Here is a 24,804-nt window from a genome sequence, read left to right as displayed (position 1 = left end):
CAACCGCCGTGGTTTCTTATTATCTCGCTTAGCGCTTCTTCTTGTTGGCGATGTGGATGGCGCCGCCATTCACTGCCAACGCTGCTTCATGCAACGCTTCGGACAGAGTCGGATGGGAGAAGACCATCATGCCCAGGTCTTCGGCACTGGTGCCGAATTCCATGCCGATCGCGCCTTGCTGAACCAATTCTGCGGCGCTTGGACCAATCACGTGGACGCCCAATACGCGGTCAGTCTTGGCATCAGCGATGACTTTGACGAAACCACCGGTGTCGTTGGCTGCCATGGCACGGCCAGAAGCAGCAAACGGGAAGGTGCCGACGTTAACTTCAACGCCTTCAGCTTTCAACTGCTGTTCGTTCTTACCGACCCATGCAATTTCCGGGTGTGTGTAGATAACAGACGGGATCAGGTCGTAGTTCATCTGGGTTTTGTGACCCTTGATGCGCTCGACAACCATGATGCCTTCTTCGGAAGCTTTGTGCGCCAGCATCATGCCGCGAACCACGTCGCCGATGGCGTACACGCCTGGAACGGTGGTAGCGCAGTGATCGTCAACGTGGATGAAACCACGCTCGTCGATGTTCACGCCACTGTCGGAAGCCAGCAGGTCGGTGGTCACTGGACGGCGACCCACGGCTACGATCAGCTTGTCGAAGGTGATGGTCTGCTCGCCTTCTTTATTGGTGTAGGTCACCACGACTTCTTCGCCGTTGACCTTGGAACCGGTAACACGGGCGCCCAGCTTGATGTCCAGACCTTGTTTGGTCAGGGTTTTCAACGCTTCTTTGGACACCGCGGTGTCGGCAGCCAGCAGGAACGTGTCCAGGGCTTCCAGAACGGTCACTTCGGAACCCAGGCGGGCCCATACCGAACCCAGTTCCAGACCGATTACGCCAGCGCCGATCACGCCCAGACGCTTAGGAACGGATTGGAATTCCAGGGCGCCGGTCGAATCAACGATCACGTTCTGGTCAACTGGAGCAGGCGGAATGTCGATTGGGCGCGAGCCTGGCGCCAGGATCACGTTCTCGGCTTCGATGACTTCTACCGAACCGTCAGGCTTGGTGATTTCAATTTTCTTGCCGGCCAGCAGCTTGCCGTGACCTTGCAGAGAAGTAACGCCGTTGGCCTTGAACAAGGTGGCAACGCCGGAAGTCAGGCCTTTAACGATGTTGGCTTTACGGCCGACCATTGCTGGCACGTCCATGGTCACGCCAGCATGGTTGATGCCGTGGATCGCGAAACCGCTTTGGGCTTCGTGGAATTTCCAGGAGCTGTCCAGCAGCGCCTTGGAAGGAATGCAACCGACGTTCAGGCAAGTACCGCCCAGCGCCAGTTTGCCTTCCTTGTCGGTGTATTTTTCGATGCAAGCAGTCGAGAGGCCCAGTTGTGCGGCCTTGATCGCGGCAACGTAGCCGCCAGGACCAGCACCAATCACTACAACGTCAAATTTCTGCGACATGAAAATAGTTCCTCTATTTAGCAGCAAGCTTTCAAGCCGCAAGCCCCAAGCCCAGCTGCCTTATCCGGCAGCCTGTCACTTGAGGCCTGCAGCTGCTTCTATCAGATATCCAGCAGCAGACGAGCCGGGTCTTCCAGCAGGTTCTTGATGGTCACCAGGAAAGTCACGGCTTCTTTACCATCGATCAGGCGGTGATCGTAAGACAGTGCCAAGTACATCATTGGGCGGATCACGACTTGGCCGTTGATGGCCATTGGACGCTGGATGATGTTGTGCATGCCCAGGATCGCAGCTTGCGGCGGGTTGACGATCGGGGTCGACATCATCGAACCGAAGGTACCACCGTTGGTGATGGTGAAGGTACCGCCGGTCATCTCGTCGATGGTCAGCTTGCCGTCACGGGCTTTTTTACCGAAGCCAGCGATGCCGCCTTCGATTTCAGCCAGGCTCATCAGCTCGGCGTTACGCAGAACCGGAACCACCAGGCCACGGTCGCTGGACACGGCAACGCCGACGTCTGCATAGCCGTGGTAAACGATGTCGCTGCCGTCGATGGAAGCGTTGACTGCCGGGAAGCGCTTCAGCGCTTCGGTGGCCGCTTTCACGAAGAACGACATGAAGCCCAGGCGCACGCCGTTGTGGGACTTCTCGAACAGGTCTTTGTACTTCGAACGCAGGGCCATGACTTCGGTCATGTCGACTTCGTTGAAGGTGGTCAGCATCGCCATGTTCGACTGTGCTTCAACCAGGCGCTTGGCCACGGTGGCACGTACCCGAGTCATCGGTACGCGCTTCTCGGTGCGGTCGCCAGCGGCGAACACAGGCGCAGCGGCAGCCGGGGCAGCAGCCTTGGCAGGTGCGGCAGCTGGAGCGTTTTTCTTGGCTTCAACCGCGGCAACCACGTCTTCCTTGGTCACACGGCCGTCTTTGCCGGTGCCCTTGATGGACGCCAGGTTGATGCCGTTTTCTTCAGCCAGTTGACGAGCAGCCGGTGCGGCGATTGGGTCTTCGCCACCAGCAGCCGGAGCGGCAGCTGGAGCAGAAGCCGCGGCCGGTGCAGCAGCGGCGGCAGCAGGAGCAGCGGCAGCGCTGCCCTCTTCGATCGAGCCCAGAACCTGGTTCGACAGAACGGTAGCGCCTTCTTCGGCAACGATTGCGCCCAGTACGCCGTCAGCTTCAGCCAACACTTCGAGCACGACTTTGTCGGTTTCGATGTCGACGATCAGGTCGTCACGCTTGACGGCCTCGCCTGGTTTCTTGTGCCAGGTGGCAACGGTGCCATCGGCAACCGATTCCGGGAATGACGGGGCTTTGATTTCGATAGCCATTATCTGTGGGTCCTTAAAATTCGGTTTCAGTCAGCGCGAAGGCGTTAAACAGTGAAAGCATCTTGCAGCAGTTTTTCCTGCTGCTCGGCGTGCATCGACGCATAACCACACGCAGGTGCAGCAGAAGCATCACGACCGGCGTACTCAAGGCCAAGGCCTGTCTTGTGGTTACCGACGCTGCGACGCAAATGATGCTGGCTGCTGTACCACGCGCCCTGGTTCATCGGTTCTTCCTGGCACCACACCGCGTTGGTGAGGTTGGTGTAAGGCGCGATGGCCTCCATCAGGTCGTCTTCCGGGAACGGGTAAAGCTGCTCGATCCGCACGATGGCGATGTCTTCGCGGCCTTCGGCACGGCGTTTTTCCAGCAAATCGTAGTAAACCTTGCCGCTGCACAGGATCAGGCGAGTGACCTTGGCCGCGTCCAGGGTGTCGATTTCTGAAATAACGGTCTGGAACGAACCGTCGGCCAGATCTTCCAGGGTCGAGATGGCCAATTTGTGACGCAACAACGATTTCGGAGTCAGCACTACCAGCGGCTTGCGCAGCGGGCGGATCACCTGACGACGCAACAGGTGGTAGATCTGGGCCGGGGTAGTCGGCACGCACACCTGGATGTTGTGCTCAGCGCACAACTGCAGGTAACGCTCCAGACGGGCCGAGGAGTGCTCCGGACCCTGACCTTCATAACCGTGTGGCAGCAGCATGGTCAGACCGCACAAACGGCCCCACTTATGCTCGCCGCTGGTGATGAACTGGTCGATAACCACCTGGGCACCGTTGGCGAAGTCGCCGAACTGGGCTTCCCAGATCACCAGCGCCTGAGGCGTGGTGGTCGAGTAACCGTATTCGAACGCCAATACGGCTTCTTCGGACAGGAACGAATCGTACAGATCGAAACGTGGCTGGCCTTCATACAGGTTCTGCAACGGGATGTAGGTGCCCGCGTCTTTCTGGTTGTGCAATACCGCGTGACGGTGCGAGAACGTACCACGGCCGATGTCCTGGCCGGTCATGCGGATCGGGTGACCTTCGAACGCCAGGGTCGCGTACGCCATGGTTTCGGCGTAACCCCAGTTGATCGGCAGGCCGCCGGCTTGCATCTTCTGACGGTCTTCGTAGATCTTCGAAACCTGGCGCTGCACCACGAAGCCTTCTGGAATTTCCAGCAGCTTGGCGGACAGTTCCTGCAGGGTCTTGAGGTCGAACGAGGTGTCGTGACGCGCCGTCCAGGCGTGGCCCAGGTACGGGCGCCAGTCCACGAACAGCTCTTTGTTCGGCTCTTTAACCAGGCTTTTTACAACATGCAGACCGTTGTCCAGCGCGTTGCGGTACTCATCGACTTTCGCCTGAACACGCGCATCGTCAACCACGCCGGCCTTGGTCAGGCTTTCGGCGTACAGCTCACGAGTGGTGCGCTGCTTGGTGATCTGCTGGTACATCAACGGCTGGGTGCCGCTCGGCTCATCCGCTTCGTTGTGACCGCGACGGCGGTAGCAAACCAGGTCGATGACCACGTCACGCTTGAACTGCATGCGGTAGTCGATGGCGAGCTGGGTCACGAACAACACGGCTTCCGGATCATCACCATTCACATGGAGGATCGGCGCCTGGATCATCTTGGCAACGTCGGTCGCGTACTCGGTAGAGCGTGCGTCCAGCGGGTTGCTGATGGTGAAACCCACCTGGTTGTTGATGACGATGTGAACCGTACCGCCGGTCTTGAAGCCGCGAGTCTGCGACATCTGGAACGTTTCCAGGACCACACCCTGACCGGCGAATGCCGCGTCACCGTGGATGGAAATCGGCAGGACTTTTTCACCGGTGGAATCGTTACGGCGATCCTGGCGAGCACGCACCGAACCCTCGACCACTGGAGAAACGATTTCCAGGTGGGATGGGTTAAAGGCCATGGCCAGGTGAACTTCACCGCCGGTGGTCATCACGTTGGACGAGAAGCCCTGGTGGTATTTAACGTCACCGGAACCCAGCTCGACTTTCTTCTTGCCTTCGAACTCGTCGAACAGCTCGCGCGGGTTCTTGCCGAAGGTGTTGACCAACACGTTCAGGCGACCACGGTGAGCCATGCCGATCACGATTTCCTTGGTGCCGTAGGAACCGGAACGCTGGATCAGCTCGTCGAGCATTGGAATCAGGCTTTCGCCGCCTTCCAGGCCGAAACGCTTGGTGCCCGGGTATTTGGTACCCAGGTATTTCTCGAGGCCTTCGGCTGCGGTCACGCGCTCCAGCAGGTGGCTGCGCACATCGTCGGACAATACCGGACGGCCACGCACACCTTCCAGACGATGCTGGAACCAGTGGCGCTGCTCGGAATCGGTGATGTGCGTGAATTCAGCGCCGATGGTGCGGCAATATGTCTGCTGCAACGCTTCGTGAATTTCGCGTAGGCTCGCTTCCTCTTTGCCGATGAACAGGTCGCCGGCACGGAAGGTCGTATCAAGATCGGCATTGGTCAAGCCGTAATGATTGATCGACAGGTCTGCAGGTGCAGGACGCTGCCAGAGCCCCAGCGGGTCAAGCTGGGCCGCCTGGTGGCCACGCATACGGTAGGCCTGGATCAGTCGCAATACTTCAACTTGCTTCTTCTCGTGCTCACTGCTCACGCTCCCGGCGGAAACCGGCTGAGCGCGGCGCTGGTTCTTTGCCAGCAGCACAAACTGATCGCGAATTGTTGCGTGCGATACATCGGTGGCAGCGTTGCCGTCTGAAGACAACGTCTGAAATTTGGTGCGCCATTCTTCTGGCACAGCGTTAGGGTCGTGCAGGTAGAGCTCATAAAGCTCTTCCACATAGGCAGCGTTACCACCTGAAAGATAGCCGCTGTTCCACATGCGCTGCATCACGCTTTCTTGCATGCTTGGTCACCCTCGATTTGGGGACACCACCGGCGAAAACACCGAGTTTGCTTGCAAAAGGCCAAGTGCAGCGACCAAAACAAGCCACTTAGGATCACGCTGATAGTTCGGGTACCAACCCGAATGCCCCTGCTTGTCTCATTTCTTCAAAATAAGAGCCGCGGCTTTGTAAGTCGCTGCTCAAGTTAAAACTACGGCGCCGGTTGAAGCCTGCGCCGTAGCATTTACGGGCACAACGGTCCTGCTTTGCTACAACGTCGCTTACACGCCGCTTTGCAGCAGCATGTTACGGATGTGACCAATGGCCTTAGTCGGGTTCAGGCCTTTGGGACATACGTTGACGCAGTTCATGATCCCACGGCAGCGGAATACGCTGAACGGGTCATCCAGTGAAGCCAGGCGCTCGGACGTCTTGGTGTCACGGCTGTCTGCCAGGAAGCGGTACGCTTGCAGCAGGGCAGCTGGACCCAGGAACTTGTCCGGGTTCCACCAGAAGGACGGGCACGAAGTCGAGCAGCAAGCGCACAGGATGCACTCGTACAGACCGTCGAGCTTTTCACGCTCTTCAGGGGACTGCAGACGCTCGATGGCCGGAGCCGGCGTGTCGTTCTGCAGGAACGGCTTAACTTTCTCGTATTGCTTGTAGAAGATGCTCATATCGACGACCAGGTCACGGATAACCGGCAAACCTGGCAGAGGACGAACGATCAGCTTGTTGCCTTTAACCACGGCGGACAGCGGCGTGATGCACGCCAGGCCGTTTTTGCCGTTGATGTTCATGCCGTCGGAACCGCACACACCTTCACGGCAAGAGCGACGATAAGAAAAACCTTCGTCCTGCTCTTTGATCAGTGCCAATACATCCAGCACCATCAGGTCTTTACCACCGGTATCGACCTGAAATTCCTGCATGAACGGCGCAGCGTCCTGATCAGGGTTGTAGCGGTAAACACTGACTTTCAACATGGCAGCCACCCTTAGTAAGTCCGAATCTTCGGTTCAAAGGTCGGAACTGTCTTCGGCGAGAAGTTCACGGCACGCTTGGTTACGCGCTTGTCACCCGGGAAGTACAGGGTGTGGCACAACCAGTTTTCGTCGTCGCGATCTTCAAAGTCTTCACGAGCGTGAGCACCACGGGATTCTTTACGAACCTCGGCGGCGATCGCAGTCGCTTCAGCCACTTCCAACAGGTTTTGCAGCTCAAGGGCTTCGATACGAGCGGTGTTGAACGCCTGGCTCTTATCGTTGATCTTGACGTTGGCGATGCGCGTACGCAGGTCAGCCAACTGGGCAATACCCTTCTGCATGTATTCGCCGGTACGGAATACACCGAAGTAGTTCTGCATGCAGTTTTGCAGCTCGCGACGCAGGGTTGCTACGTCTTCGCCATCAGTGCGCTCGTTCAGAGCGTTCAGACGCGCCAGGGCAGCTTCGATATTGGCGTCGGTAGCGTCATCGTATTCGATGCCGTCGGTCAGTGCCTTCTCGAGGTGCAGGCCGGCCGCGCGGCCGAATACCACCAGGTCGAGCAGCGAGTTACCGCCCAGGCGGTTGGCGCCGTGAACCGATACGCAGGCCACTTCGCCTACCGCGAACAGACCATGAATGATCTCGTCCACGCCTTCGGCGTTCTGGGTGATCGCCTGGCCATGAATGTTGGTCGGCACGCCGCCCATCATATAGTGGCAAGTTGGAACAACCGGAACCGGAGCAACCACCGGGTCAACGTGTGCAAAGGTCTTGGACAGCTCACAGATACCTGGCAGGCGGCTGTGCAGGACTTCTTCGCCCAGGTGATCGAGCTTCAGCAGTACGTGGTCGCCGTTCGGGCCACAGCCGTTGCCGGCGATGATTTCTTTAACCATCGAACGGGCCACAACGTCACGACCGGCAAGGTCTTTCGCGTTCGGAGCATAACGCTCCATGAAACGCTCGCCGTGCTTGTTGATCAGGTAACCACCTTCACCACGGCAACCTTCTGTAACCAGTACACCGGCACCGGCGATACCGGTCGGGTGGAACTGCCACATTTCGATGTCTTGTACCGGAACGCCTGCACGCAGGGCCATGCCGACGCCGTCACCGGTGTTGATCAGGGCATTGGTGGTCGATGCGTAGATACGACCTGCACCGCCGGTCGCCAGAACAGTAGCCTTGGCGCGGATGTAGGTGGTTTCACCGGTTTCGATGCAGATCGCGATCACACCGACGAACTCGCCTTGTGCGTTCTTGACCAGGTCAACCGCGTAGTACTCGTTCAGGAACGTGGTGCCGGCTTTCAGGTTGCCCTGATAAAGCGTGTGCAGCAGCGCGTGACCGGTACGGTCGGACGCAGCGCAAGTACGCGCAGCCTGGCCGCCCTTACCGTAATCCTTCGACTGGCCGCCGAATGGACGCTGGTAGATACGACCTTGCTCGGTACGCGAGAACGGCAGACCCATGTGGTCCAGCTCGAACACAGCGGCCGGGCCTTCTTGACACATGTATTCGATAGCGTCCTGGTCACCGATGTAGTCGGAACCTTTGACGGTATCGTACATGTGCCAGCGCCAGTCATCGTTCGGGTCAGCGGACGCGATGGCGCAGGTGATGCCACCCTGGGCCGATACGGTGTGGGAACGCGTTGGGAACACCTTGGTGATCACGGCAGTCTTGTGACCGCCCTGGGCCAGCTGCAGCGCAGCGCGCATGCCAGCACCGCCGCCACCAATAATGATGGCGTCGAAGGAAATAGTTGGAATGTTAGCCATGACTCAGATACCCCAAAGAATCTGCACACCCCAGACGAAGTAAGCGAACATCGCGACGCCGCATACTGCCTGGAAGAGGAAACGGACTGCAGTCGCGGACTTGCCCAGCGCCATCGGCGTCAGGTAGTCGGTCGCGATGGTCCACATGCCGACCCAGGCGTGTGCGCCCAGGGCTACAAGTGCCAGCAGACTGAAGATTCGCATCGCATTGTGGGAAAACAGGCCGTGCCATTGTTCATAGCCAATGCCCGGGTTTGCGACGAGGTATCCGATCAGGAAAATGAAATAAGCCGCGAGAACAACCGCAGACACACGCTGCGCCATCCAGTCATAGAGGCCCGAACGCGAAAGGTTCGTAACGCTGGTTACCATATCCAAACTCCTGCCAGAACGATCAGCACCACGGAAATGGCGATGATGATTTTCGAGCCCAGGCGGCCGCCTTCCAGCGTCTCACCGATGCCCATATCCATGATCAAGTGGCGCACGCCGGCTACCAGATGATAAAGCAGAGCGGACAGGAGGCCCCATGCTACGAACTTGGCCAGCGGGCTGGTCAAGCATGCCTTCACCTCGGCGTAACCTTCCTCGGAACCCAGGGATTTGCTCAATGCATAAAGCATGATGCCCAAGCCCAGGAACAGGATGATGCCGGAAACACGGTGCAGGAACGACGTAACGCCGGTGATGGGGAGTTTGATGGTCCTTAGGTCTAGGTTTACAGGTCGTTGGCTATTCACGGCTTTTTTCACACTTAAGAGCCCCTAACAATCAGGGCAAAGTTGTCGGGGAGTGCACTGGTCAGGTAAGCACCACCCAGGGAGTGCGACCCCCAATGAAAGCAAGCCCAAAAGCCCTTGGCGGTCGGTGGCCGAGTATAGACAGTTAGGCTACTAATGACAACGCGCACACCTCACCCTAATAGCTGATTGCGCTGGCGGTATAAAAGGCGTAAATGGCAGTCAATTTCGACGAAAAAGTACGGTTAAAGCCTTCTGGAGCAAGACTTTAGGCAAATTGACATCTGAATTTATCTCACTATAGTGGTGCGGGCCCTGCGTGGGGGGTCTGTCTGATGATTTGAAGCATAAATAGGAGGCCACATGGCTGACAAAAAAGCGCAGTTGATCATCGAGGGCGCAGCCCCCGTCGAGCTGCCCATTTTAACCGGCACCGTTGGTCCCGATGTTATCGACGTACGGGGCCTGACGGCCACGGGCCGTTTCACTTTCGACCCAGGCTTCATGTCGACCGCCTCTTGCGAGTCGAAGATCACCTATATCGACGGCGACAATGGCATTCTGCTGCACCGGGGCTACCCGATCGAGCAACTGGCTGAGAAGTCGGACTACCTGGAAACCTGCTACCTGCTGCTAAATGGCGAATTGCCAACGCCTGCGCAAAAAGCCCAGTTCGTCAGCACTGTAAAGAACCACACCATGGTTCACGAGCAGTTGAAGACCTTCTTCAACGGCTTCCGTCGCGACGCCCACCCGATGGCCGTCATGTGCGGCGTGGTCGGCGCCCTGTCGGCCTTCTATCACGACTCCCTGGACATCAATAACCCGCAGCATCGCGAAATTTCCGCGATCCGCCTGGTTGCCAAGATGCCGACCCTGGCCGCAATGGTTTACAAGTACTCCATGGGCCAACCCATGATGTACCCGCGCAACGACCTGACGTACGCGGAAAACTTCCTGCACATGATGTTCAACACCCCGTGCGAGATCAAACCGATCAGCCCGGTGCTGGCCAAGGCAATGGACCGGATCTTCATCCTCCACGCCGACCACGAGCAAAACGCCTCCACCTCTACCGTACGTCTGGCAGGCTCTTCGGGCGCCAACCCGTTCGCCTGTATCGCCGCCGGTATCGCCGCACTGTGGGGCCCTGCCCACGGCGGTGCGAACGAAGCCGTATTGACCATGCTCGATGAAATCGGCGATGTCTCGAACATCGACACGTTCATCGCCAAGGCCAAGGACAAGAACGATCCGTTTAAGTTGATGGGCTTCGGTCACCGGGTTTACAAAAACCGCGACCCACGCGCTACCGTCATGAAGCAGACCTGCGACGAAGTACTGAAAGAACTGGGCATCAACAACGATCCGCAACTCGAACTGGCCATGCGCCTGGAAGAGATCGCCCTGACCGACCCGTACTTCATCGAACGCTCGCTGTACCCGAACGTCGACTTCTACTCGGGGATCATCCTCAAGGCGATCGGCATTCCAACCAGCATGTTCACCGTGATCTTCGCCCTGGCGCGGACCGTGGGCTGGATCTCCCACTGGAAAGAAATGCTCTCCAGCCCGTACAAGATTGGCCGCCCGCGCCAGCTGTACACCGGCTACGAGTCGCGTGACATCACCAAGCTGGAAGATCGCAAGTAAGCCATCAACCGCTTAGTTGCACTGAAAACGGCCTCCCTAGTGGAGGCCGTTTTTGTTTGTGTCGCCTGTGCAGTCGCCCTCGCAGGCAAGCCAGCTCCCACTTTTGACTGCATTCCAAGGGGTGTACTCGGCCGAATGTGGGAGCTGGCTTGCCTGCGATAGCAATGGCCCAGCAACCCCATAACCACAGGCAAAAAAATGCCCCGGCCTTTCGACCGGGGCATTTCTTTATCCAGCGACAACCCTTAGTGGTTAACCGCCCCACTCGCCCCCAGGCCAGTCTGCGAACGCACAAACTGCGGGAAATACAGCGCACGTTCTTTCTCTGCCGCCGCCGACTTGTCGGTGATGGAGAAGAACCAGATACCGACGAACGCAATGATCATCGAGAACAGCGCTGGGTATTCGTACGGGAAGATGGCTTTTTCGTGGTGCAGGATCGACACCCAGATGGTCGGGCCGAGGATCATCAGGCCGACGGCACTGATCAAGCCCAGCCAGCCGCCAATCATGGCGCCACGGGTGGTGAGGTTTTTCCAGTACATCGAAAGCAGCAGCACCGGGAAGTTACAGCTGGCGGCAATGGAGAACGCCAGGCCGACCATAAACGCAATGTTCTGGCTTTCGAACAGGATACCCAGGCCGATTGCCAGCACCGCCAGGGCGATGGTGGTGATCTTCGACACGCGAATCTCATCCTTCTCGTTGGCCTTGCCTTTCTTGATCACGCTGGCATACAGGTCGTGGGACACCGCCGAAGCACCGGCCAGGGTCAAACCGGCAACCACCGCGAGGATGGTGGCAAACGCCACGGCCGAGATGAAGCCCAGGAAGATACTGCCACCCACCGCATTGGCCAGGTGCACCGCCGCCATGTTGTTACCGCCGAGCAAGGCGCCTGCAGCATCCTTGAACGCCGGGTTGGTGCTGACCAGCAGGATCGCGCCGAAGCCGATGATAAAGGTCAGGATGTAGAAGTAGCCGATGAAGCCAGTGGCATACAGCACGCTCTTACGCGCTTCCTTGGCGTCGCTGACGGTGAAGAAGCGCATCAGGATGTGTGGCAGGCCCGCGGTACCGAACATCAGCGCCAGGCCTAAGGAGAATGCCGAGATCGGATCTTTCACCAGGCCGCCCGGGCTCATGATCGCTTCACCTTTAGGGTGAACCTTGATCGCCTCAGAGAACAGCATGTTGAAGTCGAAGTTGACGTGCTTCATCACCATCAGCGCCATGAACGAGGCACCGGACAGCAACAGCACCGCCTTGATGATCTGCACCCAGGTGGTTGCCAGCATGCCGCCGAACAACACATACATGCACATCAGGATGCCCACCAGGATCACCGCCACATGGTAATCGAGGCCGAACAGCAGCTGGATCAGCTTGCCCGCGCCGACCATCTGCGCGATCAAGTAGAACGCCACCACCACCAGCGAGCCACAGGCCGACAGGCTGCGGATCTGGGTTTGCCCCAAGCGATAGGACGCTACGTCAGCAAAGGTGTACTTGCCCAGGTTACGCAGGCGCTCGGCGATCAGGAACAGAATGATCGGCCAGCCCACCAGGAAGCCGATCGAGTAGATCAGGCCATCGTAACCGGAGGTGAACACCAGCGCGGAAATGCCTAGAAAGGACGCCGCCGACATATAGTCGCCCGCAATCGCCAGGCCGTTCTGGAAACCGGTGATCTTGCCGCCGGCTGCATAGTAGTCGGCCGCCGACTTGTTGCGCTTGGACGCCCAGTAGGTGATGCACAACGTCGCACCGACAAACGCCACGAACATCAGGATCGCTGCAATATTCAGCGGTTGTTTGTGCACTTCACCGGTCAATGCATCCGCCGCCCAAACAGCTGGAGCAAACAGCGAAACGCCGGATACAGCCAATAGACGACGGATCATTGCGCAGCCTCCTTGAGAATCGCATTGTTCAGGTCGTCGAATTCGCCGTTGGCGCGTCGCACATAGATAGCGGTGAGGACAAAGGCCGAGATAATCAGCCCGACCCCGATGGGGATGCCCCAGGTGATGGATGAGCCGGGGCTGAGTTTGGCCCCCAGAATGTGTGGCCCGTAGGCGATCAACAGGATGAATCCGGAGTACAGCCCTAGCATGATCGCCGAGAGAATCCAGGCGAACCTTTCCCTTTTTCTCACCAGCTCCTTGAAACGCGGGCTGTTTTGAATCGAGAGGTAAATGCTGTCGTTCATTGTTTTTATCCTCGCAGCACAGCTTTTTTATTATTGGAACGTATCCACTGTATGCGGCTGCAGAACAGGTTCCAGACGACCTTAGTATTAGAACGACATTAGGGTTCGCGCCAACTTTGAACTGATTAAAGTGACAGCCTTTACCCCAGAAACGACAAAACCCGCCGGACGAGAACGCCAGGCGGGCTTGCAAGGTGCTATTTAGACGCTTCGGGTGTTATTTACCGATCCACTCAGCCACACGCTCAGGGTGCTTGGCAACCCAGTCCTTGGCCGCTGCTTCAGGCTTGGCGCCCTCTTGAATCGCGAGCATGACTTCGCCGATTTCATCCTTGGAGGCCCACTGGAATTTCTTCAGGAAAGCGGCAACTTCCGGCGCTTTCTTCTCCAGGCCCTTGCTGCCGATGCTGTTGACGGTTTCAGCAGCACCATAAATCCCTTTTGGATCGTCCAGGAAACGCAGTTTCCACTTGGCGAACATCCAATGCGGCACCCAACCGGTCACCGCAATGGAATCCTGCTTGTCTTCGGCACGGGTCAGCTCGGCGATCATCGCGGCGCCCGAGCTGGCTTGCAGCTTGTAGTCCAGGCCATAGGCCTTGATGGCTTCGTCGGTCTTGAGCATCACGCCTGAGCCTGCGTCAATGCCGACGATCTTGTTCTTAAAGGTGGTGTCGGTCTTGAGGTCTTCGATGGACTTGGCCTTGACGTACTCCGGCACGATCAGGCCAATTTTTGCATCCTTGAAGTTGGGGCCGTAGTCGACCACCTTGTCCTTGTTCTTGGCCCAGTACTCACCGTGGGTCACGGGCAGCCAGGCAGAGAGCATGGCGTCGAGCTTGCCGGTGGCCACGCCCTGCCACATGATCCCGGTGGCGACGGCTTGCAGTTTCACGTCATAGCCGAGCTTTTCCTTGATCACTTCTGCCGCCACGTGAGTGGTGGCAACGCTGTCGGACCAGCCGTCTACATAGCCGATGCTCAGGGTTTTGCTGTCGGCGCTGGCCAGTGTGGAGCCCATCGCAACTACCAGAGTGGCAGCTGCGCCCAAGAGTCGTCGCATCTTCATAGTACTTCCCCGAAAGTGCTGCGCCCGGCGGATGCCGAGCGACGTCAACCTGTTGTTATGTGGTGCACCGCGCCCCCTTCACGCGCATCGATCCGACGGCGGCGACATCAGTGGAGTGCTGACGCTTCGATCATCAACCTGACGGGGCCTTGGACCTGCTCTGACTGCGACCTCAGGTAAGCAGGAAACGACATCACATCGCCAGCAGGACGATTTGTAGGACATCGCAACAAAATCCCGCCCGAACTTTGCATGTCTAAATTATGCAGCCCCACTGGGACGGGCTAATTCCGGGTAAGATGCGCGCCTTTGCTCCTCCAGATAAGCCGACCATGCCCGCGACTGCCCGCTTCCCTGCCCTGCCCTATTTCTTCGCCTTAATCCTCGGCGTGCTCGCCCTTGTCGGCTATTGGTACGGCCTCGGCCGGCCAGTGGTGTTGCCGGACGTGGCCAGCGCCAGCCACAAAATGCAATGTGCCTCCTACACGCCGTTCGACAAAGACCAATCGCCGTTCGATCAGCCGTTCACGCTGCGCCCCGAGCGCATGGACGCCGACCTGGCGCTGCTGGCCACCCGCTTCGAGTGCATCCGCACCTACTCCATGACCGGCTTGGAAGCCCTGCCGGGCATGGCGCGCAAGCACGGGCTGAAGGTGATGGCCGGCGCCTGGGTCAGCAGTGACCCGGTGGCCACCGAAACAGAAGTCGACGAGTTGATCGCGGCGGCCAACGCCAACCCCGATGTGATCACCTCGGTCATCGTCGGCAACGAAGCCCTGCTGCGCAAGGAAGTCACCGCCAAGCAGTTGGTGACGCTGATCCATAAAGTCAAAAGCCAGATAAAGCAGCCAGTCACCTATGCCGACGTGTGGGAGTTCTGGCTGCAACACCCGCAAATCGCCCCGGCGGTAGACTTCCTGACCATTCACCTGCTGCCGTACTGGGAAGATGACCCATCGGGGATCGACCAGGCGCTCAAACACGTAGGTGATGTACGCCAGACCTTCGGCCACAAGTTCGCGCCCAAAGACGTGCTGATCGGCGAGACCGGCTGGCCCAGTGAAGGCCGCCAGCGTGAAACCGCGGTGCCTAGCCGGGTCAACGAGGCCAAGTTCATGCGCGGCTTTGTGGCGATGGCCGAGGCCAATGGCTGGCGCTACAACCTGATCGAAGCCTTTGACCAACCGTGGAAACGCGCCAGTGAAGGCGCCGTCGGCGGTTATTGGGGGCTGTTTGATGCCGATCGCCAGGACAAGGGCATCCTTGCCGGGCCGGTGACCAATGTGCCGTACTGGCCGCTATGGCTGGGCGTGGGCGGGACTATCCTGCTGGGCACCCTGGCACTCGGCGGGCGCGTTCGCAGTACTCGCGCCGCACTCATGCTGCCATTGCTCGGCGCCGTGGCAGCCTGCTCCATCGGCACCTGGGCCGAACTGACCCGCGTGACCGCGCGCTTCAACGATGAATGGGTGTGGGCAGGCTTGCTGGTGGTGTTGAACCTGCTGGTGTTGGCCCATGCCGCGCTGACACTGAGCGCCCGCGAAGGTTGGCGCGAGCAGGCCTTCAACTGGCTGGAGCGACGCGCGGGCTGGCTGCTGGCAATCGCCGGATTCGCCGGTGCGGTGATGATGTTGGCGCTGGTGTTTGACCCGCGTTATCGCAGCTTCCCAAGTGCGGCACTGGTGCTGCCGGCCTTGGTTTACCTGATTCGCCCGGTGACTGGGCCGCGTCGGGAGATTGCGCTGCTGGCCTTTATCATCGGTGCCGGCATCGCGCCGCAACTGTATCGCGAAGGGTTGCTGAACCAGCAGGCGTGGGGTTGGGCGGTGGTCAGCGTGCTGATGGTTGTAGCGTTGTGGCGTTGCTTGCGGGTGCGCAAGGCTTAAGACCGCTATCGCAGCGTTGCGACGACTCGGCAAGCCAACTCCCACATTTGATTGTGTTCACACCGTCAAAATGTGGGAGCGGGCTTGCCCGCGATGAGGCCCTATCAGGCAGCCCGAGGCTTCCTGACCAACCGCAGCCCCGCAATCACCACCGCAAACACCGCAAACGTAGTGTTGTACAACGCCAGCGCGGGAAACCCGAACACCAGCCCCAGTACCGCTAACCCCCATCCCAAACGGCCCGGCACAAAGAACGCCAGCACCGACGCAACCAGCGCCGCCCAGCCCAGCACCTTGAAGTGGATCATCAGCCCCAAGTTCGAACGCAGCTGACATTCCCAACGGCTGGCCTCATCGGCGCAGATGCCAACCCACTGGCCATCCTCCATAAAACCGTAACGTGCGCCATAACTGGCGGCCAGCCATAACGGCAAGGCAATAAGCAGCAAAATCAACGGCAGACGGCGGGACATGTAGCACTCCGATAGGCAAAAACGGCGCTCAGCTTAATGCGCCTGCGGCCGTTAGCAAGGCGCATACACACAATTAGTGTCCATCAACGCGTGGCAAAGTGTATCTTCTGGCTACTATTACCCCGATTCCGACGTTTTTTTCCGACTTTTCGTGCCGAACGCTGGCACTTCGGTGGCAACGCGGTGGTCATAGCCTGCGAACTTCATTCAGCACCTTTCCTCTTAGGGATTAAGTCATGCTCCGTTCCTTGCGCTGCGCTGCCTTTCTGGGCAGCCTATTTTTGAGTGCGTCAGCACTGGCCGTCGATATCGACCAGGCCAGCTATGGCTACCCTTTGACCAACCCGTTCGAAGCGACCATCGCCACCACGCCGCCTGACCTGCGGCCTAAACTGCCGAGCGACGACGAGATCAACCAGTCCGACTACACGCTGAACATGCGCCCCGAGCGCGAGTTCAGCCTGCCGGACAACTTCTGGGCGGTGAAGAAACTCACCTACCGCATCGCCAAGCAAGACCGCGCCGCGCCGCTGATCTTCCTGATCGCAGGCACCGGTGCGCGGTTTGACAGCAGCATCAACGAATACCTGAAAAAGCTCTATTACCAGGCCGGCTACCACGTGGTGCAGCTGTCGTCGCCGACCAGCTTCGACTTCATCAGCGCCGCCTCGCGCTTCGCCACGCCGGGTATCACCCAGGAAGACGCCGAAGACATGTACCGCGTCATGCAGGCCGTGCGCGCGCAAAACGCCTCGCTGCCGGTGACCGACTTTTACCTCACCGGCTACAGCCTGGGTGCCCTGGATGCGGCGTTTGTCAGCAAGCTCGACGAAACCCGTCGCAGCTTCAACTTCAAGAAAGTGCTGCTGCTCAACCCGCCGGTCAACCTCTACACCTCGATCACCAACCTCGACAAGCTGGTACAGACCGAGGTCAAGGGCATCAACAACACCACCACCTTCTATGAGCTGGTGTTGAGCAAACTGACCCGTTACTTCCAGCAAAAGGGCTACATCGACCTCAATGACGCCCTGCTCTACGACTTCCAGAACTCCAAGCAGCACCTGACCAACGAACAGATGGCGATGCTGATCGGCACCTCATTCCGCTTCTCGGCGGCCGACATTGCCTTCACCTCGGACCTGATCAACCGTCGCGGCCTGATCATCCCGCCTAAATACCCGATCACCGAAGGCACCAGCCTCACGCCGTTCCTCAAGCGTGCGCTGCAATGCGACTTCGACTGCTACCTCACCGAACAAGTGATCCCGATGTGGCGCGCGCGCTCCGACGGCGGCAGCCTGCTGCAACTGGTTGACCAAGTGAGCCTGTATGCGCTCAAGGACTACCTGCACAGCAGCCCGAAAATCGCGGTCATGCACAACGCCGACGACGTGATCCTCGGCCCGGGCGACCTCGGCTTCCTGCGTAAAACCTTCGGCGATCGCTTGACCGTCTACCCGCTGGGCGGCCACTGCGGCAACCTCAATTACCGCGTCAACGCCGACGCCATGCTGGAGTTCTTCCGTGGCTAAATATCTTCTGCTGCTCGCCGCCCTGATGTGCGCGGGCGTCGCCAATGCCGACAACAGCAAGGCGCACGAACCGGTCAAGGTCGACTCTGACGGCTTCAAGGAGCTGCTGACCAAGCTCAAGTTCAACCCGGGCCTGGACCAGCGCGAGTTCGAGCGCTCATCGCTGACCGCGCTCAACGTGTACGACCCGCTGGAATCGTGGAACCGCCGCGTGTACCACTTCAACTACCGCTTCGACCAATGGGTGTTCCTGCCAGTGGTTGACGGCTACCGCTATGTCACACCGAGCTTCCTGCGCACCGGCGTGAGCAACTTCTTCAACAACCTGGGCGACGTGCCCAACCTGATGAACAGCCTGCTGCAACTCAAGGGCCATCGCTCCCTGGAAACCACCGGGCGCCTGCTGCTCAACACCACCATCGGCATCGCCGGCCTGTGGGACCCGGCCACCGCCATGGGCCTGCCGCGCCAGAGCGAAGACTTCGGCCAGACCCTGGGCTTCTACGGCGTACCCGGCGGCGCCTACGTTATGCTGCCGATCTTCGGCCCCTCGAACCTGCGCGACACCGCCGGCCTGATCGTCGACTACGGCGCCGAAACCCAGATCAACTTCCTCAACGTGTCCAAAGTCAGCGAAAACCACCCGGAAATCTGGGCCTTGCGCGCGGTCGACAAGCGCTACCAGACCAGCTTCCGCTACGGTCAGATGAACTCGCCGTTTGAGTATGAAAAAGTGCGCTACATCTATACCGAATCGCGCAAGTTGCAGATCGCCGAGTAAACGCCCACAAAAAAGGCCATTCGATTGAATGGCCTTTTTTATTGCGCTGATTTTACTCACTTACTCAGCTAATATTTTTACCAGGAGGCTCACCGTAATCGTTCTCCCCCTTATCGCCTTGAGTGAACAACTGGATGGACACCATTATAAAACCAACAACCGGTATCAAAAACCACAGTGCATACGCCCCCGTAATGTTTACATCATGAAGCCTGCGGAATGTCACCGACACTGCGGGGGGAATCATCAATAACACGTACAAACCAAATGGGACGATAAACCACGGACTCGAAGAAACATTTGCCAGATACGCCACTAAAATAGCCCCCCCAAACGATCATTATGTCCATCAATGCAAACGCCCAGTACTCGCGTCTACAGGCTCGCCCACTGAACTTGGCATAGTTTTTTATCGCTTGAAAACACCAGTTCATCCTTAACCTCTTAACGATCCACTTTTATCGTGCCGCTTCACATGAAGCAGCTCGACGCGTCCTATAAATGCCTGTAAATCCGAACTGTAGGGTTCAGCTTAAACAGCTTTAAATCTGTACCAGAGAATGAATCAGCTATTCGTTGCTCGCTATGCCGTTCCACGCCTAGAACCCAGTGGTCGAATAGCTGCCCCGCTGACACCACTTCTGCCAGGTAAACCGCAACTGCAGCACCGCCGCCCGGGCCATCTCGCGATCCTGCTCGGCCAGCGCCAATGGCTGTTCGAGCGCTTCCAGTAACGCAGCGCTGGGCGCATCCAGCAACGACGCATTTGGCTTGCTCGGCCCACCTCGCTTGAGCGCCGCCGCCAACTGCCGTAAATACCCATCGCGTTCAATCGCCAGCAAGCCTTGGCTGTTCGATAGGCTTGCGCGCAGTTCCAGCAATTCATCGCCCAGGTCCAGCCCCAACAAGCCGTTGTCCCAATGGCGGCGGCGGTCGGCGGGCAAGGCTTCGCTGTAGCGCGACAGGCGAATCAAGCGATCGGCCATACGCCCGCCAAACCAGCTCTCGGCCTGCTCCAAAGGGCGCGATGTCAGCTGCGCCAGGTCAAACAACGAAGCCTTGAACATCCGCCGATAGTGGTGCTCGCCGGGGTTGAGCTGGATCAACCGAAACACCACCACCGCAATCCCGACGCCCACTAGGGTTGCGATGGCCTTGTTCAGAAAGGCGGCGATGTCGTAGGTCATCAGGTTGCTCGGCCCGATGTTATTGACGAAGAAGATGCAGAACGCCGAAGCGGTGGCCGCAAGCTTCACCCGGCTCATGCACAGCGAAGCGAAAAACAGCGGCACACCCAACGCCAGGCAGAGCAACGGAAAACCATCAAACCCAGGCAGCAAAGCAAAACGCACAACGCCGGCTACCGGGATCGACAGCGCGATGCCCTTGAGAAAATTCAGGCTGGCGGCCGAAGGGTTTTCCCGCGCGGCAAACAGGCTCAGTACCACACCGCTGATCGACACCGCACCCAACCCCGACGGCCAGGCGGTAAACACCCAGAACGCCGCGACGGCCAAAAACGCCAATGCACTGCGTAACCCACCCAGCACGCCCTGCTCGATATCCCGATGCCAGGACATGGCCCCAGGCGCGCCGGGCGGCACCCTGCCCGCCTCAACGGCCGCCAGGGTCAGCTCGCCCAGCTTCACCCACCGCAGAACCTGGGCCAATTGCATCAGGCAAAAGTGCGCCTCTGGGCTCAAATCTGGGTCATCCAGCGCCAGCATGAGGCGACGGGACAATTCAGGCAGCGCCTCATGCCGCTCTTGCTGCAACGTCGCGGCCACCTCATCCACCCAAGGCGCAATGAGCGTCGTGTCAGGCAGCATCATCCGTTGACGGGCCACGCCTCGCGCTGCGCGCAGCAGGCCAAGCAGATCCCGACTGAGCACCCGCAACGCCTGGGAGCGGCGCCGCCCCTTGGGGCCTTCAAACCAGGCATGGTCGCGCTGGGCGTCCACCGCGACCAAGCGGCCCAGTGCCTCCAGCAAGCCCTTGCGCTGATCCGCCCCCAGCAGCTCCGAGGCCGCTGCGCGCATTCCCGCCTGCCAGGCGCCACGACCTTGAACCGCGAGGGTCTGCTCAACCCGGCGCGGCCATAAGATCGTGCTGGCGATCGTGGCGCAGAGGATCCCCAGGCTGATCTCCTGGCAGCGCGCCACTGCCTCATCGAACACGCCCAGCGGCGCGGCGGTCGCGGGCAAGGCAATAATGGCCGTGGTGTAGCCCGCCAGCACAAAGCCATAAGAGGCATGATTGCGCAGCAACGACGCCCCCGTGGTGCAAAACGCCAACCACAACGCCATGCACAGCAGGAACAGCAATGGCGCCTGACCGAACATGCCAATCATCGCGATGGAAGCCACGGCGCCCACAAACGTGCCCAGCAACCGATAGGCGCCCTTGGCCAGGACCATGCCGCTGGTGGACTGGCCGACGATAAACACCGTGGTCAGCGCCCATTGCGGCTGCTGCAAGTCAAAGCAAAAGGCCAGATACAACGCGACCCCGCCAGCGATCATGTTGCGCAAGGCAAACAGCAGATCGGTACGCGAGGGCGCCAGGGTGGCTTGCCAGAAGTCAGGCAGTTGAAACGCGGGAAGCTTCATTCAGCGAACACTTAGATAGCAAGCTAATGATTAGCATCGTATCTATATTCGCAGCGAATGCCAATCTAGCGTTTCACCGCACTCCACAGCTTGCCCACCAGCGAAACCACCGCCAGCACCACTGCCCCGGCGATAATCCCAGCCACCGCATTGAGCAGCGTCGGCATCAACCACGCCATCGCGCCGACACTCTGGCTTACCGTCTCGATCCAGTGGTGCACCACCGGCACGCCATGGGTGAGAATCCCGCCGCCGACCATGAACATCGCCGCCGTGCCGATCACCGACAGGCTTTTCATCATGTAAGGCGCGGCGCGAAGAATCGCCCCACCGATGCTACGCGCCGCCTGGCCGGGCTTTTGCGTCAGCCACAGGCCCAGGTCATCGAGCTTGACGATACCGGCAACCAGGCCGTAAACGCCGATGGTCATCACAATGGCAATGCCCGACAACACGACCACTTGCTGCATCAGCGGCGCATCGGCCACAGTGCCCAGGGTGATGGCGATGATTTCCGCCGAGAGAATGAAGTCGGTACGGATCGCGCCCTTGATCTTGTCCTTCTCAAACGCCACCAGATCAGTCGCCGGGTCCGCCACCGCCTCGACCAGATGCGCCTGCTCCTCGGTGCGCTTGTGCAAAAACGTATGCGCGAGCTTTTCAAAGCCCTCGAAACACAGATAAGCGCCGCCCAACATCAACAACGGCGTGACCGCCCACGGTGCAAACGCACTGATCAACAGCGCCGCGGGCACCAGGATCAACTTGTTGAGAAACGAGCCCTTGGCCACCGCCCACACCACCGGAATTTCCCGCTCGGCACGAACCCCGGAGACCTGCTGGGCGTTAAGCGCCAAATCATCACCGAGCACCCCGGCGGTCTTTTTGGCAGCCATCTTGGTCATCAACGCCACATCGTCGAGGACGGCGGCGATGTCGTCGATCAGTACCAGCAAACTGCTTCCTGCCATGACGCGTTCATCCTGCGGTTAAAGTGCCGCGAATATAACGCGGCGACCGGGAGGGAATATAGGTCTCTCTACTGCACGGAGGATTGCTGTTGATCTGATTCGCCCCGTTAACCCCGCTGGCCGCACGCAGGTTTGAATCAGTGGGTAACCCGGCCAACCGACAGGCCGCCATCGCAGGCAAGCCAGCTCCCACAGTTGGATTACGATGTCTCAGCTAATCAGGGTGCCTGCCTGCCGCCGCCCAGGCTCTGAATCAGCGCGACACGGCCTTGGCTCAACTGCCTTGGGTGTCGCGCAAGTTTTGCTCAGCTTGCAGCAACACCCACTGCTGAGCACGCAACTGCGCCTCCTGACTCCCAAACAGCTGCTGATTGCGCTGGTACACCTGCTGGAAAGCATCCGCCTGGGTTTGCAGATGATTGATCGCCGACAAATTGTCCTCAACATTCTGCAACGCACTCAGCACCGTGCCCCGATAATTCGCCGCGATCTGGTCATAACTCGCCTCAGCCTGCTTGGCCGCCGCCTCCCGCGCACCGCCATCAACAGTCGTCTCCAACGCCGGGCCCAACGTCCAAATGCGGTTCGGCAACGAAAACAACCCACCCAGCGCGATGGACAGCGAGATCACGATCACCACCAGCAATATCGCCAGCCCCAGCTCGTACTGCACATCGGTAAACGAGGCGCGGATGGTCTGGGTGCCCGGCAGGCTCGCGCGTAACGTGGGCAGCCGTTGCTGCACGCGGTCGAGCACTTTGATCACGTTAGCACCGGGCTGGTACTGGCCTGCCTTTGTGGGCGCCGCCAAAGAAGTGCATGCCCAGGCCAATCGACAGCGCGACCAGCAACAACGCGCCTATGACTCAGGCGAACGTACGTGGCCTGCTTTTCTCCACGGTTTCTCACTCGAACGCCCAATACTGGACTGAACGGCGACCGTATTGGCCGCGTCGCTGATCCGAACTCTAGCAGCGCGCCCAGCCGGTGCCGGTACTACCATGAATACGTTCAGCATCCACACAGAAAAAGTCAGCTGCAACGCCCGGCGTGCAAGGCTGCGCCTGCATTCTTGAGCGCTGCGTCAAGCCGGTGCTACCATGCGCAACCGCCTGTCTTGGCAAGGAAACTGCTGGTCTATGAGCACCATCCGCGAGCGCAATAAAGAAATGATCCTGCGGGCGGCGAGCGAGGAGTTTGCCGACAAGGGCTTCGCCGCGACCAAAACCAGCGACATCGCCGCCAAGGCCGGGCTGCCCAAGCCCAACGTTTACTACTACTTCAAGTCCAAGGACAACCTCTATCGCGAGGTGCTCGAGAGTATTATCGAGCCGATCCTGGCGGCGTCCACGCCGTTCAATCCCGACGGTGAGCCGGCGGTGGTGCTGAGCAATTACATCCGCTCGAAAATCCGCATCTCCCGCGACCTGCCGTTTGCCTCCAAAGTATTCGCCAGCGAAATCATGCACGGCGCGCCGCACCTGAGCAGCCAGCAGGTCGAGCAGCTGAACGCCCAGGCCAAGCACAACATCGACTGCATCCAGAGCTGGGTGGACCGTGGCCTGATCGCGGCCATTGACCCCAATCACCTGATGTTCAGCATCTGGGCGGCGACGCAGACGTATGCCGATTTTGATTGGCAGATATCGGCGGTAACCGGGAAAGCCAAGCTGGATGAGGCGGATTATGAAGCAGCGGCGCAGACGATTATTCGGTTGGTGTTGAAGGGGTGTGAGCCGGACTGATAGACCGTGGTGTGGCCATCGCAGGCAAGCCAGCTCCCACATTGGAATCTATGCCAGACACACTATGTATGAACACCGCAAAACCAATGTGGGAGCGGGCTTGCCCGCGATAGCGCCCTCCCAGACACATCCTGCCAAAAGCCTGCTAATCAACCCCAGCTTTCCACACCTAGCCTCTCAGAACACCATCTGAAGAGAGGCCATGGAATGCCTGATCTCCCCGCATCAAAACGACTGCGCATCGGTCGTTACAACGAATCCAACCGTATCTACTTGCTGACCAGCAACACCCTTGATCGCGAGCCCATTTTCCAGGACTTCAAGCTAGGCCGACTGGTGGTACAACAATTTCGAATCGCCCAGAACCAAGGCCTGGCGACATCCTTGGCATGGGTGGTCATGCCTGACCATTTCCACTGGCTTATCTCTCTGGAGAAAGGCTCCCTTTGCGACCTGATGCGCCAAGTAAAATCCAAAAGTACTCGAATCATTAATGGTGTTGCCGGTCGCCAAGGCCGTCTTTGGCAACCTGGCTTTCACGATCATGCCGTGCGCCGTGAGGAAAGCCTGGAGGGCATAGCTCGCTACATTGTGGCCAACCCATTGAGAGCAGGCCTGGTGAAGAAGTTTGGCGACTACCCCTTATGGGATGCGACCTGGCTTTGACTGTAGACCGAGTCGCCGCCATCGCGGGCAAGCCCGCTCCCACAG

General features: G+C 59.0%; 20 protein-coding genes and 1 pseudogene. 6 read left to right on the top strand and 15 right to left on the bottom strand.

The window, feature by feature from the left end; genetic code table 11:
- Positions 1–28: 28 nt before the first annotated feature.
- From lpdA to sdhC, 7 genes are all read right to left on the bottom strand, one after another.
- Positions 29–1,465: a dihydrolipoyl dehydrogenase gene (gene lpdA / locus ACI77I_RS20055; RefSeq protein ID WP_094950712.1), complete on the bottom strand. Its 1,437-nt coding sequence runs from the start codon at positions 1,463–1,465 to the stop codon at positions 29–31.
- A gap of 101 nt (positions 1,466–1,566) precedes the next feature.
- Entirely contained in the window at positions 1,567–2,793 is a 1,227-nt protein-coding gene (gene odhB, locus ACI77I_RS20050) for a 2-oxoglutarate dehydrogenase complex dihydrolipoyllysine-residue succinyltransferase (RefSeq protein ID WP_242155188.1), read from the bottom strand.
- Between the two features lie 44 nt (positions 2,794–2,837).
- Entirely contained in the window at positions 2,838–5,669 is a 2,832-nt protein-coding gene (locus tag ACI77I_RS20045) for a 2-oxoglutarate dehydrogenase E1 component (protein WP_242155187.1), read from the bottom strand.
- Between the two features lie 261 nt (positions 5,670–5,930).
- On the bottom strand, positions 5,931–6,635 hold the full coding sequence (locus ACI77I_RS20040) for a succinate dehydrogenase iron-sulfur subunit (protein ID WP_003172807.1): 705 nt from the start codon (positions 6,633–6,635) through the stop codon (positions 5,931–5,933).
- A gap of 11 nt (positions 6,636–6,646) precedes the next feature.
- On the bottom strand, positions 6,647–8,419 hold the full coding sequence (gene sdhA / locus ACI77I_RS20035; protein WP_094950715.1) for a succinate dehydrogenase flavoprotein subunit: 1,773 nt from the start codon (positions 8,417–8,419) through the stop codon (positions 6,647–6,649).
- Positions 8,420–8,422: 3 nt separating this feature from the next.
- Entirely contained in the window at positions 8,423–8,791 is a 369-nt protein-coding gene (sdhD, locus tag ACI77I_RS20030) for a succinate dehydrogenase, hydrophobic membrane anchor protein (RefSeq protein WP_003172805.1), read from the bottom strand.
- Entirely contained in the window at positions 8,785–9,171 is a 387-nt protein-coding gene (gene sdhC, locus ACI77I_RS20025) for a succinate dehydrogenase, cytochrome b556 subunit (RefSeq protein ID WP_094950716.1), read from the bottom strand. The genes sdhD and sdhC overlap by 7 nt, the downstream gene beginning before the upstream one ends.
- A gap of 351 nt (positions 9,172–9,522) precedes the next feature.
- On the opposite strand from sdhC, the gene gltA reads away from it, so the two are divergent.
- Entirely contained in the window at positions 9,523–10,812 is a 1,290-nt protein-coding gene (gltA, locus tag ACI77I_RS20020; protein WP_094950717.1) for a citrate synthase, read from the top strand.
- Between the two features lie 245 nt (positions 10,813–11,057).
- Here the strand turns inward: gltA and ACI77I_RS20015 are convergent, their stop codons facing one another.
- From ACI77I_RS20015 to ACI77I_RS20005, 3 genes are all read right to left on the bottom strand, one after another.
- Positions 11,058–12,716, bottom strand: coding sequence for a cation acetate symporter (locus tag ACI77I_RS20015; protein ID WP_242155185.1), 1,659 nt, complete (start codon positions 12,714–12,716; stop codon positions 11,058–11,060).
- Entirely contained in the window at positions 12,713–13,024 is a 312-nt protein-coding gene (locus ACI77I_RS20010) for a DUF485 domain-containing protein (protein ID WP_094950719.1), read from the bottom strand. Before ACI77I_RS20010 ends, ACI77I_RS20015 begins: the two co-directional genes overlap by 4 nt.
- A 217-nt stretch (positions 13,025–13,241) precedes the next feature.
- Positions 13,242–14,093 carry a glycine betaine ABC transporter substrate-binding protein gene (locus ACI77I_RS20005; RefSeq protein ID WP_094950720.1) on the bottom strand — a complete coding sequence of 284 codons (852 nt, stop codon included), beginning with the start codon at positions 14,091–14,093 and terminating at the stop codon, positions 13,242–13,244.
- 332 nt (positions 14,094–14,425) lie between these two features.
- Here ACI77I_RS20005 and ACI77I_RS20000 point away from each other — a divergent pair, with 332 nt between their 5' ends.
- Positions 14,426–15,979, top strand: a complete 1,554-nt coding sequence (locus ACI77I_RS20000) for a glycosyl hydrolase family 17 protein (RefSeq protein ID WP_406998253.1) — start codon at positions 14,426–14,428, stop codon at positions 15,977–15,979.
- 104 nt (positions 15,980–16,083) lie between these two features.
- Here the strand turns inward: ACI77I_RS20000 and ACI77I_RS19995 are convergent, their stop codons facing one another.
- Positions 16,084–16,452, bottom strand: a complete 369-nt coding sequence (locus ACI77I_RS19995) for a hypothetical protein (RefSeq protein ID WP_094950722.1) — start codon at positions 16,450–16,452, stop codon at positions 16,084–16,086.
- Positions 16,453–16,688: 236 nt separating this feature from the next.
- Between ACI77I_RS19995 and ACI77I_RS19990 the strand changes: the two genes are divergently transcribed.
- Positions 16,689–17,987: a serine/threonine protein kinase gene (locus ACI77I_RS19990; RefSeq protein ID WP_094950723.1), complete on the top strand. Its 1,299-nt coding sequence runs from the start codon at positions 16,689–16,691 to the stop codon at positions 17,985–17,987.
- Positions 17,980–18,768 carry a VacJ family lipoprotein gene (locus ACI77I_RS19985; protein ID WP_406998252.1) on the top strand — a complete coding sequence of 263 codons (789 nt, stop codon included), beginning with the start codon at positions 17,980–17,982 and terminating at the stop codon, positions 18,766–18,768. The genes ACI77I_RS19990 and ACI77I_RS19985 overlap by 8 nt, the downstream gene beginning before the upstream one ends.
- Positions 18,769–18,832: 64 nt before the next feature.
- Here ACI77I_RS19985 and ACI77I_RS19980 read toward each other — a convergent pair whose 3' ends face one another.
- The 4 genes and pseudogenes from ACI77I_RS19980 to ACI77I_RS19965 form a co-directional block, all read right to left on the bottom strand.
- Positions 18,833–19,015: a DUF805 domain-containing protein gene (locus ACI77I_RS19980; RefSeq protein ID WP_263275095.1), complete on the bottom strand. Its 183-nt coding sequence runs from the start codon at positions 19,013–19,015 to the stop codon at positions 18,833–18,835.
- Between the two features lie 352 nt (positions 19,016–19,367).
- Positions 19,368–21,377, bottom strand: coding sequence for an FUSC family protein (locus ACI77I_RS19975; RefSeq protein WP_406998250.1), 2,010 nt, complete (start codon positions 21,375–21,377; stop codon positions 19,368–19,370).
- A 65-nt stretch (positions 21,378–21,442) separates the two neighbouring features.
- On the bottom strand, positions 21,443–22,348 hold the full coding sequence (locus ACI77I_RS19970) for a DUF808 domain-containing protein (protein ID WP_094950727.1): 906 nt from the start codon (positions 22,346–22,348) through the stop codon (positions 21,443–21,445).
- 218 nt (positions 22,349–22,566) lie between these two features.
- Positions 22,567–22,961 (bottom strand): annotated as a pseudogene (locus tag ACI77I_RS19965) (TolC family protein); the annotation flags it as partial.
- Between the two features lie 526 nt (positions 22,962–23,487).
- Between ACI77I_RS19965 and ACI77I_RS19960 the strand changes: the two are divergent.
- Positions 23,488–24,093, top strand: a complete 606-nt coding sequence (locus ACI77I_RS19960; RefSeq protein ID WP_083359383.1) for a TetR/AcrR family transcriptional regulator — start codon at positions 23,488–23,490, stop codon at positions 24,091–24,093.
- Between the two features lie 207 nt (positions 24,094–24,300).
- A complete protein-coding gene (locus ACI77I_RS19955; protein ID WP_406998248.1) occupies positions 24,301–24,759 on the top strand; it encodes an REP-associated tyrosine transposase in 459 nt (152 codons plus the stop codon).
- Positions 24,760–24,804 lie beyond the last annotated feature (45 nt).

The organism is Pseudomonas sp. D47, from assembly GCF_045447305.1.
Classification (GTDB): domain Bacteria; phylum Pseudomonadota; class Gammaproteobacteria; order Pseudomonadales; family Pseudomonadaceae; genus Aquipseudomonas.
Note: the sequence above shows the minus strand (reverse complement) of the source record. Positions and strands in the feature narration are given on the sequence as shown.